Source organism: Streptomyces shenzhenensis (genome assembly GCF_021462265.1).
GTDB lineage: Bacteria > Actinomycetota > Actinomycetes > Streptomycetales > Streptomycetaceae > Streptomyces > Streptomyces shenzhenensis.
Window position 1 is genome coordinate 1 of sequence record NZ_JAJONF010000023.1, and the last position, 15,597, is coordinate 15,597.

The 15,597-nt window shown below is 72.0% G+C and carries 14 protein-coding genes; 7 read left to right on the forward strand and 7 right to left on the reverse strand.

What is annotated here, in order from left to right; all coding sequences use genetic code 11:
* The 5 genes from LQ326_RS26870 to LQ326_RS26895 form a co-directional block, all read left to right on the forward strand.
* The coding region (locus LQ326_RS26870) for an elongation factor 1-alpha C-terminal domain-related protein (protein WP_434056959.1) at positions 1–855 on the forward strand (855 nt) is incomplete at its 5' end.
* A gap of 232 nt (positions 856–1,087) precedes the next feature.
* Positions 1,088–2,200, forward strand: coding sequence for an aliphatic sulfonate ABC transporter substrate-binding protein (locus tag LQ326_RS26880; protein ID WP_234540486.1), 1,113 nt, complete (start codon positions 1,088–1,090; stop codon positions 2,198–2,200).
* 35 nt (positions 2,201–2,235) lie between these two features.
* Positions 2,236–3,021, forward strand: a complete 786-nt coding sequence (locus tag LQ326_RS26885) for an ABC transporter ATP-binding protein (RefSeq protein WP_234540487.1) — start codon at positions 2,236–2,238, stop codon at positions 3,019–3,021.
* Positions 3,008–3,886: an ABC transporter permease gene (locus tag LQ326_RS26890; protein ID WP_234540489.1), complete on the forward strand. Its 879-nt coding sequence runs from the start codon at positions 3,008–3,010 to the stop codon at positions 3,884–3,886. The genes LQ326_RS26885 and LQ326_RS26890 overlap by 14 nt, the downstream gene beginning before the upstream one ends.
* A 5-nt stretch (positions 3,887–3,891) precedes the next feature.
* Positions 3,892–4,641, forward strand: a complete 750-nt coding sequence (locus LQ326_RS26895; protein WP_234540491.1) for a sirohydrochlorin chelatase — start codon at positions 3,892–3,894, stop codon at positions 4,639–4,641.
* A 189-nt stretch (positions 4,642–4,830) separates the two neighbouring features.
* On the opposite strand, the gene LQ326_RS26900 is transcribed toward LQ326_RS26895, so the two are convergent.
* Together LQ326_RS26900 and LQ326_RS26905 are read right to left on the reverse strand one after the other, a co-directional pair.
* Positions 4,831–5,859, reverse strand: coding sequence for a ketopantoate reductase family protein (locus LQ326_RS26900; RefSeq protein WP_234540493.1), 1,029 nt, complete (start codon positions 5,857–5,859; stop codon positions 4,831–4,833).
* A 123-nt stretch (positions 5,860–5,982) separates the two neighbouring features.
* The gene (locus tag LQ326_RS26905; protein WP_234540508.1) at positions 5,983–6,534 is read right to left on the reverse strand and encodes a DUF1697 domain-containing protein; all 552 of its coding nucleotides are present in this window, start codon (positions 6,532–6,534) and stop codon (positions 5,983–5,985) included.
* Between the two features lie 394 nt (positions 6,535–6,928).
* On the opposite strand from LQ326_RS26905, the gene LQ326_RS26910 reads away from it, so the two are divergent.
* The gene (locus tag LQ326_RS26910; RefSeq protein ID WP_234540510.1) at positions 6,929–9,175 is read left to right on the forward strand and encodes an MMPL family transporter; all 2,247 of its coding nucleotides are present in this window, start codon (positions 6,929–6,931) and stop codon (positions 9,173–9,175) included.
* Between the two features lie 82 nt (positions 9,176–9,257).
* Here LQ326_RS26910 and LQ326_RS26915 read toward each other — a convergent pair whose 3' ends face one another.
* From LQ326_RS26915 to LQ326_RS26925, 3 genes are read right to left on the reverse strand one after another with little or no spacing between them, the layout of a single operon-like run.
* Entirely contained in the window at positions 9,258–10,535 is a 1,278-nt protein-coding gene (locus LQ326_RS26915) for an ABC transporter substrate-binding protein (protein WP_234540511.1), read from the reverse strand.
* Complete coding sequence (locus LQ326_RS26920) at positions 10,535–11,368, reverse strand: carbohydrate ABC transporter permease (protein WP_234540518.1); 834 nt, start codon at positions 11,366–11,368, stop codon at positions 10,535–10,537. The genes LQ326_RS26915 and LQ326_RS26920 overlap by 1 nt, the downstream gene beginning before the upstream one ends.
* Positions 11,365–12,279: a carbohydrate ABC transporter permease gene (locus LQ326_RS26925; RefSeq protein WP_268207601.1), complete on the reverse strand. Its 915-nt coding sequence runs from the start codon at positions 12,277–12,279 to the stop codon at positions 11,365–11,367. The genes LQ326_RS26920 and LQ326_RS26925 overlap by 4 nt, the downstream gene beginning before the upstream one ends.
* 196 nt (positions 12,280–12,475) lie before the next feature.
* Between LQ326_RS26925 and LQ326_RS26930 the strand changes: the two genes are divergently transcribed.
* Entirely contained in the window at positions 12,476–13,339 is an 864-nt protein-coding gene (locus LQ326_RS26930) for a phosphotransferase enzyme family protein (protein ID WP_234540520.1), read from the forward strand.
* Between the two features lie 136 nt (positions 13,340–13,475).
* Here the strand turns inward: LQ326_RS26930 and LQ326_RS26935 are convergent, their stop codons facing one another.
* Both LQ326_RS26935 and LQ326_RS26940 read right to left on the reverse strand, forming a co-directional pair.
* Complete coding sequence (locus LQ326_RS26935; RefSeq protein ID WP_234540522.1) at positions 13,476–14,195, reverse strand: 3'-5' exonuclease; 720 nt, start codon at positions 14,193–14,195, stop codon at positions 13,476–13,478.
* Between the two features lie 114 nt (positions 14,196–14,309).
* Positions 14,310–15,551 carry a DUF5919 domain-containing protein gene (locus tag LQ326_RS26940; RefSeq protein WP_234540523.1) on the reverse strand — a complete coding sequence of 414 codons (1,242 nt, stop codon included), beginning with the start codon at positions 15,549–15,551 and terminating at the stop codon, positions 14,310–14,312.
* Between the last annotated feature and the right edge of the window lie 46 nt (positions 15,552–15,597).

Below are 15,597 nucleotides of genomic sequence, written 5' to 3' on the forward strand. Positions count from 1 at the left end.
CAGGAGCCGATCTTCGCGGGGATCGCCGAGGAGTTCACGGCGTACGCGACCGAGCTGGGCGTCCCCGAGGTCACCGCGATCCCGATCTCGGCGCTCGTCGGCGACAACGTCGTGGAGCCGTCCGCGCACATGGACTGGTACGGCGGCCCGACCGTCCTGGAGCACCTGGAGACCGTCCCGGTCAGCCACGACCTGGCGCACTGCCACGCCCGGCTGCCCGTGCAGTACGTGATCCGCCCGCAGACCGCCGAGCACCCGGACTACCGGGGCTACGCCGGCCAGATCGCGGCCGGCACGTTCCACGTCGGCGAGGCGGTCACGGTCCTGCCGTCCGGCCGGACCACGACGATCTCCGGCATCGACCTGCTCGGTGAGCCGGTCGACGCGGCCTGGACCACCCAGTCGGTGACCATCCTGCTCACGGACGACATCGACGTCTCGCGCGGCGACCTGATCGTCCCGACGAAGGACGCCCCGGCGACCACCCAGGACGTCGAGGCGACCGTCTGCCACGTGGCCGACCAGCCGCTGACCGTCGGCCACCGGGTGCTCCTCAAGCACGGCACCCGCACGGTCAAGGCGGTCGTCAAGGACATCCCGTCCCGGCTCACCCTCGACGACCTGTCCCTGCACCCGCACCCGGGACAGCTCGTCGCCAACGACATCGGCCGGGTGAAGATCCGTACCGCCGAGCCGCTGCCGGTCGACTCCTACGCCGACTCACGGCGCACCGGCTCGTTCATCCTGATCGACCCCGCCGACGGCACCACGCTCACCGCGGGCATGGTCGGCGAGTCGTTCGCGTCCCCCGACCCGGTCAAGGACGAGACCGAAGACGACGGCTGGGACTTCTGAGATGACGACGACCGACGTCTACTCGACGTTCGCGAAGGAGGGCGGCCGCGTCGGCAGCGGCGCTCTCGGGAGCGGGCAGGGCGGGGTGGCGCGATGTGCGCGATGACGTACGCGCACTGCCCGCGCGCCCTGTCCCCCCACCCGACGTCCCGGATGCGACGAAGACCCGCCGATCTCCCGGCCACGACCTGAGAGGGCCGTGACCGCCGGGCCAACGAGAGGAACGCCTCCCGTGCCTGCCAGTCTGTCCCCTGCCCGACTTCGCCGCGGTACGGCCGTGCTCGCCGCGCTCCCGCTGCTCACGCTCGCCGCCTGCGGGTACGGGTCGGACTCCGCCAAGAGCGACACCGCCGAGGTCGCCGCCGGGGCCGAGAAGATCGACGGCCTCGGCACCGTCAAGATCGGCTACTTCGGCAACCTGACCCACGCGACCGCCCTGGTCGGCAACCAGAAGGGCTTCTTCCAGAAGGAGCTCGGTGCCACCAAGGCCGAGTACGCCGTCTTCAACGCCGGCCCCTCGGAGATCGAGGCGCTCAACTCGGGCTCCATCGACATCGGCTGGATCGGCCCCTCGCCGGCCATCAACGGCTACACCAAGTCCAACGGCACGGACCTGAGGATCATCGGCGGTTCGGCGTCCGGCGGCGTGAAGCTGGTCGTCGACCCGAAGAAGATCAAGACGCCGGCGGACGTCAGGGGCAAGAAGATCGCGACCCCGCAGCTGGGCAACACGCAGGACGTGGCGTTCCTCAACTGGATCGCCGGCCGGGGCTGGAAGGTCGACGCGCAGAGCGGCAAGGGTGACGTCACGGTCGTCCGCACCGACAACAAGATCACCCCGGACGCCTACAAGGCGGGCTCCGTGGACGGCGCCTGGGTGCCGGAGCCGACCGCGTCCAAGCTGGTCGCCGAGGGTGCGAAGGTACTGCTCGACGAGTCCTCGCTGTGGCCCGGGAAGAAGTTCGTGATCACGAACATCGTCGTGTCGCAGAAGTTCCTCAAGGAGCACCCGAAGGTCGTCGAGGCCGTCCTCAAGGGCTCGGTCGAGACCAACAGGTGGATCAACGCCAACCCGGACGCGGCGAAGGCCTCGGCCAACAAGCAGCTGGCGGTCGACTCCGGCAAGGCGCTGTCCGAGGACGTCCTGAACTCGGCCTGGCCGTCCATCGCGTTCACCGACGACCCGCTGGCCGCCACCCTCGACACCGAGGCCCGGCACGCCGTCAAGGCCGGCCTGCTCACCGACCCGCTGCTCAAGAACATCTACGACCTGACGATCCTCAACAAGGTGCTGAAGGCCGAGGGCGAGAGCACGGTCGGCGCCGCGAGTCTCGGCAGCAGCTGACCCAGGTCCCGACGAGATCCCAGGAGGTGACGACCATGGCCACGACCACGACACTCGCCGAGGCCGACCAGTCGGTCGGGTACGCGGCACGTATTGAGCACGTCTCGAAGTCCTTCGCGACTCCGGGCGGGCGGCAGCTCGTCCTGGACGACATCACCCTCGATGTCGCGCCGGGCGAGTTCGTCACCCTCCTGGGGGCCTCGGGCTGCGGCAAGTCCACGCTGCTGAACCTGGTGGCCGGGCTGGACCGGCCCACCTCGGGCTCCATCGCGACGGACGGGCGGCCCGCCCTGATGTTCCAGGAACACGCCCTCTTCCCGTGGCTGACCGCGGGCAAGAACATCGAACTCGCCCTCAAGCTCAGGGGAGTCGCCAAGAGCGACCGCCGGGACAGGGCCGAGGAACTGCTCGAACTGGTCCGGCTGAAGGGCGCGTACGGCAAGCGCGTCCACGAACTGTCCGGCGGTATGCGCCAGCGGGCCGCCCTGGCCCGCTCGCTCGCCCAGGAGAGCAGACTGCTGCTGATGGACGAGCCGTTCTCGGCCCTGGACGCCATCACCCGGGACGTGCTGCACGACGAGCTGACCCGGATCTGGGAGGAGACCGGGCTCTCCGTCCTCTTCGTCACGCACAACGTGCGCGAGGCGGTACGGCTCGCCCAGCGGGTGATCCTGCTGTCGTCCCGGCCGGGCCGGATCGCCCGCGAGTGGGAGGTCGGCATCCCGCAGCCGCGCCGCATCGAGGACGCGCCCGTCGCCGAACTGTCCCTCGAGATCACCGATGTACTGCGTGGGGAGATCCGCCGCCATGGCCAGCACTGAGACGACGCCGGCCAAGGACGCCGCAGGTGTCGAGGCCGGCCTCGACGCCCTGGAGACGACGGCCACCAGCCGCCCGACCCTCCGCCAGACCTTCACCGGCAAGATCCTGCCGCCGGTCATCGCGCTCGCCGTGGTCCTCGTGGTCTGGACGCTCCTGGTCCCGACTGTCGACGACCCGTCCAAGCTGCCCTCGCCGGCCGCGGTGGGCGACGCGTTCAAGGACGCCTGGCTCAAGGGCGAGCTGCTCGGCTACATCTGGACCAGCGTCTCACGCGGTCTGCTGGGCTTCCTCTTCGCGCTCGTCATCGGCACCCCGCTGGGTCTGCTGGTGGCGCGGGTCAGGTTCGTGCGCGCCGCGATCGGACCGGTCCTGTCCGGCCTGCAGTCGCTGCCGTCGGTGGCATGGGTGCCGCCGGCCGTGATCTGGCTCGGGCTGAACAACTCGATGATGTACGCCGTGATCCTGCTCGGCGCGGTCCCCTCCATAGCCAACGGCCTGGTGTCCGGCGTCGACCAGGTGCCGCCGCTGTTCCTGCGGGCCGGACGCACCATGGGCGCGACCGGCGTCAAGGGCATCTGGCACGTGGTGCTGCCGGCGGCCCTGCCCGGCTATGTGGCGGGCCTGAAGCAGGGCTGGGCGTTCTCGTGGCGCTCGCTGATGGCGGCGGAGATCATCGCGAGCTTCCCGGATCTGGGGGTGGGCCTCGGCCAGCTCCTGGAGAACGCCCGCACAGCCAGCGACATGGCGATGGTGTTCGAGGCCATCATCCTGATCCTGTTCGTCGGCATCGCGATCGACCTGCTGATCTTCAGTCCGCTGGAGCGGTGGGTGCTGCGCAGCCGCGGTCTGCTGGTGAAGAGCTGAGGCCCATGTACCGCAAGCCGGTCCGCCCCGTCCTCGTGGTGATCGCCCACGGCAGCCGTGATCCGCGGCATGCCGCGACCGTGCACGCCCTGGTACGGCGGGTACGGTCGCTGCGGCCGGGGCTGCGCGTGGAGACCGGCTTCCTGGACTTCAACGTCCCGTCCGTGCACGGGGTGCTGGAGTCGCTCGCGGCGGAGGGCGTGCGCGATGTCGTCGCCCTCCCCCTGCTGCTCACCCGCGCCTTCCACGCGAAGGCGGACATCCCCGCCGTACTGCGGGAGGCGCCCGGGGTGCTGCGCGTCCGGCAGGCGGAGGTGCTGGGGCCGTCCCCGCTGCTCCTGGCGGCCCTGGAACGCCGGCTGTACGAGGCAGGGGTGGCGCCCGCCGACAAGTCGTCGACCGGGGTCGTACTGGCCTCGGCGGGGTCCTCCGACCCGGAGGCGATCGCGGTGATCACGCGTCTCGCGCGGGAGTGGCGGGGCACCGGCTGGTGCGCCGTGCGGCCCGCGTTCGCCTCCGCGTCCCTGCCCCGCACCGAGGACGCGGTACGGGAACTGCGGGAGCTGGGCTGTGCCCGGGTGGCCGTGGCCCCCTACGTCCTCGCCCCCGGCCACCTGCCCGACCGGATCGCCCGGGGCGCGGCTCAGGCGGACGTGCTGGCCGAGGTGCTCGGACCGGCACCGGAGGTGGCACGGGTGCTGCTGGAGCGGTACGACGCGGCGCGCACCCCGGCCCTGGCGGCCCTGGGGGCCTGAGCGGCGGGCTGGGTGTTCGCGGTCCGGCGCTCCCCTGTCCGTCGGACCGCGAACAACCGGCCCGCGGCGGGCTCTCGTGAGCGCCACGCCGTGGCCGGTACTTCCTTCAGCGTCCCGTCCGGCGAACGTGTCACACCAGCGGCATTACCGCTTCAGTTCTCAACCCACTTGTCCTTATTGGGTAGTTGATCAGGGAGCCCCGGTCGCGGCGGCCTCCTCGGCGAGGCGGGCGAGGCCGGCGAGTTCACCGGCCGGCAGCGAGCCGGGCGCCCGGCGCTCGCGTGCGAAGGCGTTGGCGAGCTGCTGCAGGAGGTCGTTGAGCGGGGTCGGCACGCCGTGCAGGCGGCCCAGTAGGGCGATCTCACCGTTGAGGTAGTCGGCCTCGATGGTGCCGGTGCCCCGGCTGAGGGACTGCCAGGACGAGCCGCCGCCGCGCGGGGCGCCCGCCAGCGGGACCAGGTCCACCTTGTGGCCGCGCAGCGCCCGCTGCTCCTCGACGCTCGCGTACGCGATCCCGGCGGCGTCGAGCACGGCCTCGCCCTCGGCGCGCACCCTCTGGAAGAGAGCCATGGCCTCGCCGCCGGCGATGGGCCCGGCGACGGCCTCCAGCGCGTTGCCGAGGTTGGACAGCAGCTTGGCGTACTGCCAGCGCGCCACGTCGGGTACGACCGGCGCCTCGAAGTGCGACTTCTCCAGGTCGGCGGCGACCAGGTGTGCGGTCCCGTCGGTGCCGTGCGGATGGCGGCCCAGGTGCAGCATGCCGGTGAGCGGGGCACCGCCGGCGGAGACGACGCCCGGTTCGACGAAGGTCGACGGCAGCCAGACGCAGACGCCGTAGACGTGCCGGAAGACGCGCAGGGCGAGACGCTGGCCCTCCACGCCGTTCTGGGCGCAGAACAGGGGCAGCCGCCGCGCCGCGGTGCCGCCGCCCGCGACCGGGGCCGGTCCCCAGGTCTGCAGGGCGGTCACGGTGTCCTGGGTCTTGACGGCGAGGACGAGTACGTCGTCCGCGCCCAGCTCGCCCAGCTCCCCGGGTCCGGTGACGGTCCGCAGCCGGTACGTGTACTCGCCGTCCGGCACCTTCAGCCGCAGTCCGCCGTCCCGCAGCGCCGCGTGGTGCGCGCCCCGTGCCACCAGGACGACCTCGTGTCCCGCGCCGGCCAGCCGCCCGCCGATCGCACCGCCGACGGCCCCTGCTCCGATGATGATGTAGCGCATGCGACGAGCCTCGCACAGGCGTTGTCCCTGCCCCCGGGGCAGGGGCAGGGAGCACGGCATGGCCGACTGTCCGCGCCCCTTCCTCGGTCCGCCTTCCTCCTGCCTTCCCCGGTCCGCGGAGGGTCAGGTTCCCGGGGCCGTCAGCTCCACCAGCTTGAGGACCGTGTTCCAGTTCCGGGTCGTGGCGATCAGCCCCTTGTGGATCCGGGGCCGGGACAGCGCCTCCGCGAGCCTGGAGCGGCCGAGACCGTCCGGGGCGTAGAGGTACAGCGCGCGGTCGCCCAGGCGGAACTCCTCGGGAAGGTGGGCGGCGGGGTCGATGTCGGTGTAGCGCTCCGGGGCCACCGGCTCGGAGAGATAGGTGACGTGCAACTGCCTGGCCGCCAGGTCGGCGGCCGGGAACGGGCAGGCGTCCACGATCGCCTTCAGGTAGGCGTGGTCGCGGACGAGCACGCCGGCCACGAAGCCGAACCGCTCCTCGATCGCCTCGGTCAGCTCCGCCGCCAGGGACTCCGCGTCCCCCTGGGCGGCGGTGAAGACGGCCTGGCCGCTCTGCAGGTAGGTCGCCACGGAGCCGTACCCCAGGCCGGTCATCAGCGTACGCAGTTCGGCCATCGGGAGTCTCTTGTTGCCGCCCACGTTGATCCCGCGCAGCAGCGCCGCAAACGTCGTCATTCGAACACCTTAGAACGGCCGTCGTGCCTCGTGGGGGCCGGCACGACGGCCGCGCCGGGCGAGCCGGACTGCCGGAAACTTTGGCCGATCGGACGGGTCCGGATCAACTCCTACACGCACCTGTGACTTGTTCAACAAGGTTTCGCAATCACAAAGAGGATCCGCGTCGTCGGAAGGGACACCCCTGATCATCACCCCCGAGATGGGTGGATAGATGTAGGGGCCCGACATCCTCCTGGGCGACGAGAGGCGACCGCCGGACTTCACCGGACAGCACGAGGAGTCGGTCTTATCCGGCCCATACCTTCGAATCGAACGAAGGAAGTCGTGAACAGACCGTGGCGGCCGGGGCCGTCACCGCACACGAGGGGGAATTCCCGTCATGGATCCCGTCATGGGGAACGGAGAGACGCGGGTGCGGGGGCTGGCCGCCCGGGCCGGCGGCTGGAGCGCCCGGCACCGCTGGGCCGCCGTCGGCATATGGGTGCTGTTCGTCGTCCTGGCGATGGGCCTCGGCTCGGCGGCCGGCCGGGTCGACGTCGCAGAGAGCGACCAGCTCAAGGGTGAGACCCACACCGCGGCGAAGATCATCGACGACGCGGGCATCAGGGAACCGGCGGGCGAGACGGTCCTGATCCAGTCCGCAAACGGGTCGGTCAAGGCCACGGACCCCGCCTTCAGGGCCGCCGTCGCGGACGTCATGAAGGCCGTCGACGGCACCGGCAAGGTCACGGACGTCACCTCGCCGTACGTCACCGGGACCATCTCGAAGGACGGCCGCAGCGCGCTCGTCCGGTTCGACATGCGCGGCGACTCCGACACCGCCGGCGACCGGGTCGGGCCGGTGCTGGACGCGGTGGCCGGGGTGCAGAAGGCGCACGGCACGCTGCGGATCGAGGAGATCGGCGGCGCCAGCATAAACAAGCAGTACGACGACGCCTTCGGCAAGGACTTCCAGCGGGCCGAGTACTCCGCCGTGCCGGTGGCCTTCGGCATCCTGCTGATCGCGTTCGGCGCGCTGGTGGCCGCGCTGCTGCCGGTGGGCCTCGCGATCACCGCGATCATGGCGACGATGGGTCTGATGGGCCTGGTCAGCCATCTGCAGCCGATGAGCGACACCGCCAACTCGGTGATGCTGCTGGTCGGCATGGCGGTCGGCGTCGACTACTGCCTGTTCTACCTGCGCCGGGAGCGCGAGGAGCGGGAGGCCGGCCGGGACGCGGGCGCCGCGCTCCGGATCGCCGCCGCCACCAGCGGCCGGGCGATCATCGTCTCCGGGGTCACGGTGTGCGTGGCGATGGCGGGCATGCTCTTCACCGGTCTCGCCGAGTTCGAGGCGATGGGCCTGGCCTCCCTGATGGTCGTCGCGGTCGCCATGGTCGGCTCCGTGACCGTCCTGCCCGCGCTGCTCTCGCTGCTGGGCCGGCGGGTCGAGAAGGGCCGTATCCCCTTCCTGCGCCGCCGCGAGCGGGGCCACGGACCGTCCGAGAGCCGCCTGTGGACGGCCGTGCTGCGGGGCGTGCTCGCCAAGCCGCTGTTCTCCGTGGTGGTCGCGGTGGGCGCCCTGCTCGCGGTGGCCGCGCCCGCCCTCGGCATGAAGACCTCACAGCTCACCCTGGACCAGGAGTTCGGGAACTCGCTGCCGATCGTGCAGACCTACGACCGCCTCAACCAGGCCTTCCCGGGCGGCTCCGAGCCGGCCGAGGTGGTCGTCAGGGCGAAGGACATCAACGCGCCCGAGGTCAGGCAGGCCCTGACCGACTTCAAGGAGCGGGCGATCAGCTCGGGTGCCTCGCGCGGCCCGGTCGAGATCAAACTGCACGACGCCCAGAACGTCGCCCTGATCTCCGTGCCGCTGGTCGGCGGCTCCGACCTGGACAAGGCCGGCAAGAGCCTGCGAAAGCTCCGCGACGAGGTACGGCCGGCCACGCTCGGCAGGGTCGACGGCGTACAGGCGCCGGTGACCGGCAACGTCGCGGGCAACGAGGACTTCAACGACCAGCTCCTCGGCTCGGTCGTCCCGGTCTTCGCCTTCGTCGTCGTCTTCGCCTTCCTCCTGATGCTGCTGTCCTTCCGCTCGCTGACGGTCGCGATCACCTCGATCCTGCTCAATCTGCTCTCGGTCGGCGCCGCCTACGGCATCCTCGTCGCCGTCTTCCAGCACGGCTGGGGCGCCTCGCTGGTGGGCGCGGAGGGGGTCGGCGCGATCGTCACCTGGCTGCCGCTGTTCCTCTTCGTGATCCTGTTCGGCCTGTCCATGGACTACCACGTGTTCGTCGTCTCCCGGATCCGTGAGGCCCACCTGCGCGGCCGGTCCACCCGGGACGCCATCCAGCACGGTGTGGTCACCACGGCCGGGGTCGTCACCAGCGCCGCCGTCATCATGGTCGCGGTGTTCGCGATCTTCGGCACGCTGTCCATGCAGTCCATGAAGCAGATGGGCGTGGGCCTGGCGGCCGCCGTCCTCATCGACGCGACCGTCATCCGGGGCGTCCTGCTCCCGGCGGTCATGGCACTGCTGGGCGAGCGGAACTGGTACCTGCCCAGCCGGCTGCGGTGGCTGCCGGACCTGACGCACGACGAGTCGCCGGAGGCGGGGGCACCGGCGGTGCGCAGCGAGCCGGAGCGGCTCAAGGTCTGAGCCCGCCCGCAACGCCGCTCGGCGCAGGGTCCGTCGGTCTCCCTCCGGGGGCCGACGGGCCCCGGCCCCCGTTCGACCCGCGTCAGCGCTGGTAGCGGGCCAGCACCAGATTTCCGTCCTGCTCCAGCCGGTGGCGGAGGTCGGTGAGGCCGATGGCGCCGCTGTAGTACTCCTGGAGGGCGGGGGTGGCCACCTTGTCCTTCCACTCGGGGTAGCCGCGCACGGTCTGGGCGGGGGCCGGGCTGAGGTGGGCGGCCAGGGCGGTGCCGGTGGCCCAGCCGTACTTCGCGGTGTGCAGGGCGGGGTCCTTCAGCGCCTGGGTGCCGGTGGGCAGCATCCAGTCGCCGAGGGCGAGCCGGACCATGTTCCGCGGACGGAGCAGGAAGTCGATGAACTCGGCCGCCTCCTTCTTGTGCGGACTGTCCGCAGCGATGGACAGCGTCTGCGGGCTGACGCCCTGGGCGAGGCCGTCGGCGCCGGCCGGGGCGGGCAGCACCTCCCAGTCGAAGCCCTTGGGCGCCTGCTGGACGATCTGCTGACGGTAGGAGAAGCCGAGCGGGACCATCGCGTACTTGCCGCCGAAGAAGCCCGGCAGGGTGTCCGAACCACCGCTGCCGAGGGTGGAGCCGGGTGCGCTGTGGTCGACGTCGACCTGGTCGTGGACGGTGCGCGGCACGACCTGGTCGGCGGCCTGGAAACGCACGGTCACCTTGCCGTCGGCGCCGCGGTGGAAGAGCCGGCCGCCCGCCGACAGCGACAGGTTGAGCGTGGCGGACACCGGTTCCCTCAGCGGCCAGGCGACGCCGTACCGGCCGTCGCCGCTGAGCTCTTTGGTGATCCGCCGGAACTCGGCCCATGTCCACGGGTGTTCGGGGGTGGGGGTGCGCACGCCCGCCTTGGCGAGCCAGGCCCTGTCGGCGATCAGTACCCGCGGTTCCTGGAGGAAGGGCACGCCGTAGACGCCGTTCCCGAAGGTCGCCGTCTCCCAACTGCGCTGCGGTATGTCCGATTTGAGGCGGGTGGACACCAGGTCGGTCAGGTCGGCGAGGTAGCCGCCGTAGGCGAAGTCCGCGAGGTCGTCGGAGGCGTCGTGGACGATGTCGGGGGCTTCACCGCCCTCGAAGGAGGTGAGCAGTTGGTCGTGGACACTGTCCCAGCTGCCCTGGACGTACTCGACCTTGACGTCCGCGTGCGTGGCGTTCCACTCCTTCACCAGTTCCTTGTTGGCGGCGACCGACTCGTCCTGCCAGGCCAGGGACTGGAACCGGAGGGTGATCGGGCCGCCGGCGCGGGACGCGGAGGTGCAGCCCGCGAGCAGCACCAGGAGAACGACGACCGCCGTGGTGAGCCTGGTGCGCATCAGCTCTTCACCGCCCCGGTGAGCATCCCGCCGGTGATCCGCCGCTGCACGAGCGCGAAGACGGCCAGCGAGGGCAGCGTGGCGAGGAACGCGGCCGCGGCCAGCGGGCCCAGGTCGGCCACGCCCTCGGCTCCGATGAAATGGGTGAGGACGACGGGCAGGGTCTGCTTCTGCGGTGTCTTCAGGAGCACCAGCGCGAAGAAGAACTCGTTCCACGCGGTGACGAAGGCGAACAGCCCGGTCGCCACGATGCCGGGCGCCAGCAGCGGCGCCGTCACCGACATCAGCGTCCGCAGCCGTCCGGCCCCGTCGACGGCCGCCGCCTCCTCCAGTTCGACGGGCACCGCGCGGACGTATCCGACGAGCATCCAGAGCGCGAAGGGCAGCGCCCACACCGCGTACACCATCACCAGCCCCGGCAGGGAGTCGATCAACCGCAGGTTCTTCAGCACCAGGAACAGCGGGATGATCAGCAGGACGAACGGGAACGCCTGGCTCACCACCACCCACCCGGTGACCGCTCGGGAGAGCGCGGTGCGGCGCCGTCCCGCGACGTATGCCATCGGGGTCGCGAGGAGTACCGCGATCAGCGCCGCGCCGAGCGCGGCGAGCAGGGAGTTGAGGCCGGCGCGCAGCAGGGGCTGTTCGTCGAAGGCCTGGCGGAAGTTGGCCAGGGTGGGGTGCCGTGGGATCCAGGTGGGATGCAGACTGCCCAGCTCCTGCGGGGACTTGAAGGCGACGGAGAGCAGCCACAGGAGCGGGAAGGCCAGGAAGACGAGGTAGGCCAGCAGGGCCGCGTACTGGCCGGCGCGGGCCGCGGTACGGGTCTTCACGCGTCCTCGCCTCCCCGCAGCCGGCCCGCCAGGAACACGGCCAGCAGTACCGCGATCACCGCGACCATCACGCACCCCATCGCCGCCGCGTACCCGAACTGGCCGTAACGGAACGCCTCTTCGTAGGCGAAGAGCATCGGCAGCCGGGTCTTGCCGCCGGGGCCGCCGTTGGTCAGGACGTAGACCAGGGCGAAGGAGTTGAAGTTCCAGATCAGGTTGAGCGCGGTGACGGCCAGGGCGATGGGTCTGAGCGCGGGCCAGGTGACCGTCCGGAAGCGGCGCCAGGCGCCCGCGCCGTCCACCGCCGCCGCCTCGTGCAGTTCGCGCGGGGTGTTCTGGAGTCCGGCGAGCAGGGCGACCGTGGTCTGCGGCATCCCGGCCCAGACGCCGACGACGATCACCGCGGGCAGGGCGGTGGCGAGGCCGCTCAGCCAGTCCCTGCCGTCGCCGAGGCCGAGGCCGTGCAGGGTCTCGTTGAGGATGCCGGCGTCGGGGTTGTAGACCAGCCGCCACATGATGCCGACCACGACCTCGGGCATCGCCCAGGGGACGATCGCGAGGGCGCGGGCCAGCCAGCGCAGTCGTAAGTCCTGGTTGAGCAGCAGGGCGAGGCCGAGGGCGAGCAGGAACTGGGGCACGGTCACCCCGGCCGCCCAGACCAGGCCGATCCGGAACGACTCCCAGAAGAGGGTGTCGTGCAGCAGGTCCCGGAAGTTGAGGCCGCCGATCCACCGGGTGGCGGCGGTCCGGCCCGACTGGGCGTCGGTGAACGCCAGCAGGATCCCGTAGAGGAGCGGGCCGACGCTCAGCACGAGGATCGGGATCAGCGCGGGCAGGACCAGGAGCCAGGCGCCGCGGTCGGTGACCCGTACGGCGGCCGGCCGCCCCGTGCTCGCCACGTCGGTAACCAATGCCACGTCATCCCCCTCTGCGCGGCCCGGTCGGGCCTGGCCATGTTCGTGAAGGCGGGTTGTCCCGTCAAGGCACCGCGCACCCGGTCCGGCCTCGGTGGATGCGAGACTGACCGCCGGACGGCGAGAGGACGACGCCGTGTGCGCCCGCGCAGTCGAGGGCGTGCGGACGCCGGGGACGACACGGAGGCGGGCGATGGACGAGGCAAGGGCGCGGGACGTACTGGCCGCGGCGGGTGTGCTGCCCGGTGCGGCGGAGGGCGCCTCGCTGCTCGCGCTGGGCGAGAACGCGGTGTTCGCCGCCGGGGAGCTGGTGGTGAAGGTGGGCCGGGACCGCGAGCTCCTCGACCGGGCCCGGCGCGAGCTGGAGATCGCCGGGTGGCTGGCGGAGGCCGGTGTGCCGGCCGTACGGGCCGCCGAGCCGAAGGCACTGCTCGTCGAGGGGCACCCGGTGACCGTGTGGCACCGGCTGCCGGATCCGGTCCGGCCGGCCGAGCCGCGGGATCTGGCCGGACTGCTGCGGATCGTGCACGCACTGCCCTCTCCTTCCTTCGGGTTGCCGCCCCGCGAGCTGCTGGGCGGTGTGGAGCGCTGGCTGCGGCTGGCCGGGGACGCGATCGACCCCGCCGACGCGGCGTATCTGCGGGAGCGCCGGGACGGCTTCGCGGCGGCCGCGGCCGCGCTGACGCCCCGGCTGACGCCCGGGCCGATCCACGGGGACGCGCTGCCCCGCAATGTGCACGTCGGACCGGACGGCCCGGTGCTGGTCGACCTGGAGACCTTCTCGTCCGACCTGCGCGAGCACGACCTGGTGGTGATGGCGCTGTCCCGGGACCGGTACGGCCTGCCGGCCGAGGCCTACGACTCGTTCACCGAGGCGTACGGGTGGGACGTGCGCGAGTGGGAGGGGTGCGGTGTGCTGCGCGGCGCCCGGGAGACGGCCAGCTGTGCGTGGGTGGCGCAGCACGCGCCGGGCAGCCCCGAGGCGCTGGCCGAGTTCGAACGGCGGGTGGCGTCGCTGCGGGAGGGCGACGAGTCGGTGCGGTGGTATCCGTTCTGAGCCGCGGCCGCCGAGGAGCGCCCGGAGGCGCGGGGCCGCAGGGGAGGTGCGGCTGCCGCCGCGTGGGCGCCACCGGCCACGACGGCGCCGCGGACGAACGACGGCGCATGACGGCGTTTGGGTCCGAGCGGAACGCTCAGGCCGCTTCGGCCGGCTCCCGCAGCGGCCAGGTCCCGTCCACCACCGCGTCCGCCTCTCCCTTGCGGCGCAGGAACTGCTGGAAGTCCGCCGCCCATTGCGCGTACCACTCCACCTGGCGCCGGTGCAGTTCCGCCGGGCCCAGGGCCGCGATCTTCGGGTGCCGGTCGGCTATCGCGCGGGCCAGGCGGGCCGCGGCGAGGGCGTCGGCCGAGGCGTTGTGGGCGGCGGCGAGGGTGATGCCGTACTCGGCGCAGACCGCTTCCAGGTTGCGCTTGCCACGGCGGTAGCGGTCGACCCAGCGGTCGATGGTGTACGGGTCGATGACCGGCGCCGGGTCGAGGCCGCCGAGGCGGTCGGAGAGGGACGGCAGGCGGTGGCGGCGCAGTTCCGCCGAGAGCAGGGTGAGGTCGAAGGCCGCGTTGTAGGCGACGACCGGGACGCCGGTCCTCCAGTAGCCGGTGAGGACGTCCGCGAGGGCGTCGGCGACCTGGTCGGCCGGTCCGCCCTCCGCCGCCGCCCGCTCGTTGCTGATGCCGTGCACCGCCACCGCGTCGGCCGGGATCTCCACGCCCGGATCCGCCAGCCACTCGCGGCGGCCCAGTTCCTGCCCGGCCCTGACCTCGATCACGGCCCCCGTGACGATCCGCGCCTCGTGCGGATCCGTACCCGTCGTCTCCAGGTCGAAGCCGATCAGGAGCTCCTGGTGCCAGCCCATGGGCGGCCCCCCTTCATTGGTGGTGCTTTCCCCCAGTGGTCTCCACCCTCGCATGCGCCACTGACAATCAGAGGACCGCGTTCCGCTTGGCGCCGCGTGAGCGCCGCGCACGCCTCAGGACACCGGGCGCGAATCCGCCCAGGCCGTCTCGAACTCCTCGCGATACGTCGGGAAAAGCCCGGTTTCCAGGACGTCGTCCGACTTGACGACCTTGCCGCCGTTGCGGAGCACCAGCACGGGCGACTCCATCCCGCGCGCCCCGCGCAGATAGGACTGGACGACGGCGACACCGTCCGCGCCGTCGCCGTCCACCAGGTAGGCGGAGAAGCGGGGGGTGTCGTCGTAGACCTGGATCTCGAAGGCGCCCGGGTCGCGCAGCCGGGAGCGGACCCGGCGCATGTGGAGGATGTTCATCTCGACCGAGCGGGCCAGTTCGCCCCGTTTCATCCCGAGCTCGCGTTCTCGGCGCTTGACCGCGCTGGAGGCGGGGTTGAGGAAGAGGAGCCGGACCCGGCAGCCGGTCTCGGCGAGGCGGACCAGCCGGCGGCCGGAGAAGTTCTGCACGAGCAGGTTGAGGCCGATGCCGATGGCGTCCAGGCGGCGGGCGCCGCCGAAGAAGTCCTCGGCCGGGAACTGGCGCATGAGGCGGACCCGGTCGGGGTGGACGGCGACGACGTCCGCGTACCGGTCGCCGACCAGGTCCTCGACGGCGTCCACCGGGAGCCGGCGCGCCGAGGGCACGTCGCCGCCCGCGCCGAGCATCTCCAGGAGCCGGGCGGAGGCGCGCTCGGCCTGGTCGAGGACGGCCCCGGACAGCGCCCGGTTGCGGGAGACGACGTTGCGGGTCACCTCCAGCTCGTCCAGGGCGAGTTCGACGTCCCGGCGCTCGTCGAGGTACGGCTCGAAGCACGGCCAGTGCTGCACCATCAGCTCGCGCAGCTGGGGCAGGGTGAGGAAGCTGAGCACGTTGTCGTCGGCGGGGTCGAGCAGGTAGCCCTTGCGGCGGCTGACCTCGCGGACCGCGACCGCCCGCTGGACCCACTCCTGGCCGGCCGGACCGGCCGCGGCGACCACCCACTCGTCGCCGTGGACGGGTTCGTAGATGGGCCGCAGCACGGCGGCCACGACCGCGCGCATCCGCTGTTCGACGAGGTTCAGCCAGATGTAGGCCCGGCCGGCCCGCTGGGCGCGCGTACGCACCTCGAGCCAGGCGTCGGCGTCCCACTCCAGCTCCGGCCCGATGGAGCCCGTGGCGTCCATCGGCCGGGCCAGGGACACCGCGCCGGGCGGGACGTCTGTGGAGTTCCCCTCGTGACCCTCGTCACCAGGGGGCAGCTCCAGGCCTCCCGAGCCCACCCGTGCACCGCCTTCCGTTCCCCCGAGCTCTCCCCATGCCAACGAT

What these genes read in the sequence shown, in the direction of transcription:
- LQ326_RS26915 (WP_234540511.1), bottom strand. Translation starts at nt 10,535, where the DNA reads ATGCGCACCAGGCTCACCACGGCGGTCGTCGTTCTCCTGGTGCTGCTC.
- LQ326_RS26895 (WP_234540491.1), top strand. Translation starts at nt 3,892, where the DNA reads ATGTACCGCAAGCCGGTCCGCCCCGTCCTCGTGGTGATCGCCCACGGC.
- LQ326_RS26910 (WP_234540510.1), top strand. Translation starts at nt 6,929, where the DNA reads ATGGGGAACGGAGAGACGCGGGTGCGGGGGCTGGCCGCCCGGGCCGGC.
- LQ326_RS26890 (WP_234540489.1), top strand. Translation starts at nt 3,008, where the DNA reads ATGGCCAGCACTGAGACGACGCCGGCCAAGGACGCCGCAGGTGTCGAG.
- LQ326_RS26900 (WP_234540493.1), bottom strand. Translation starts at nt 5,859, where the DNA reads ATGCGCTACATCATCATCGGAGCAGGGGCCGTCGGCGGTGCGATCGGC.
- LQ326_RS26930 (WP_234540520.1), top strand. Translation starts at nt 12,476, where the DNA reads ATGGACGAGGCAAGGGCGCGGGACGTACTGGCCGCGGCGGGTGTGCTG.
- LQ326_RS26935 (WP_234540522.1), bottom strand. Translation starts at nt 14,195, where the DNA reads ATGGGCTGGCACCAGGAGCTCCTGATCGGCTTCGACCTGGAGACGACG.
- LQ326_RS26905 (WP_234540508.1), bottom strand. Translation starts at nt 6,534, where the DNA reads ATGACGACGTTTGCGGCGCTGCTGCGCGGGATCAACGTGGGCGGCAAC.
- LQ326_RS26885 (WP_234540487.1), top strand. Translation starts at nt 2,236, where the DNA reads ATGGCCACGACCACGACACTCGCCGAGGCCGACCAGTCGGTCGGGTAC.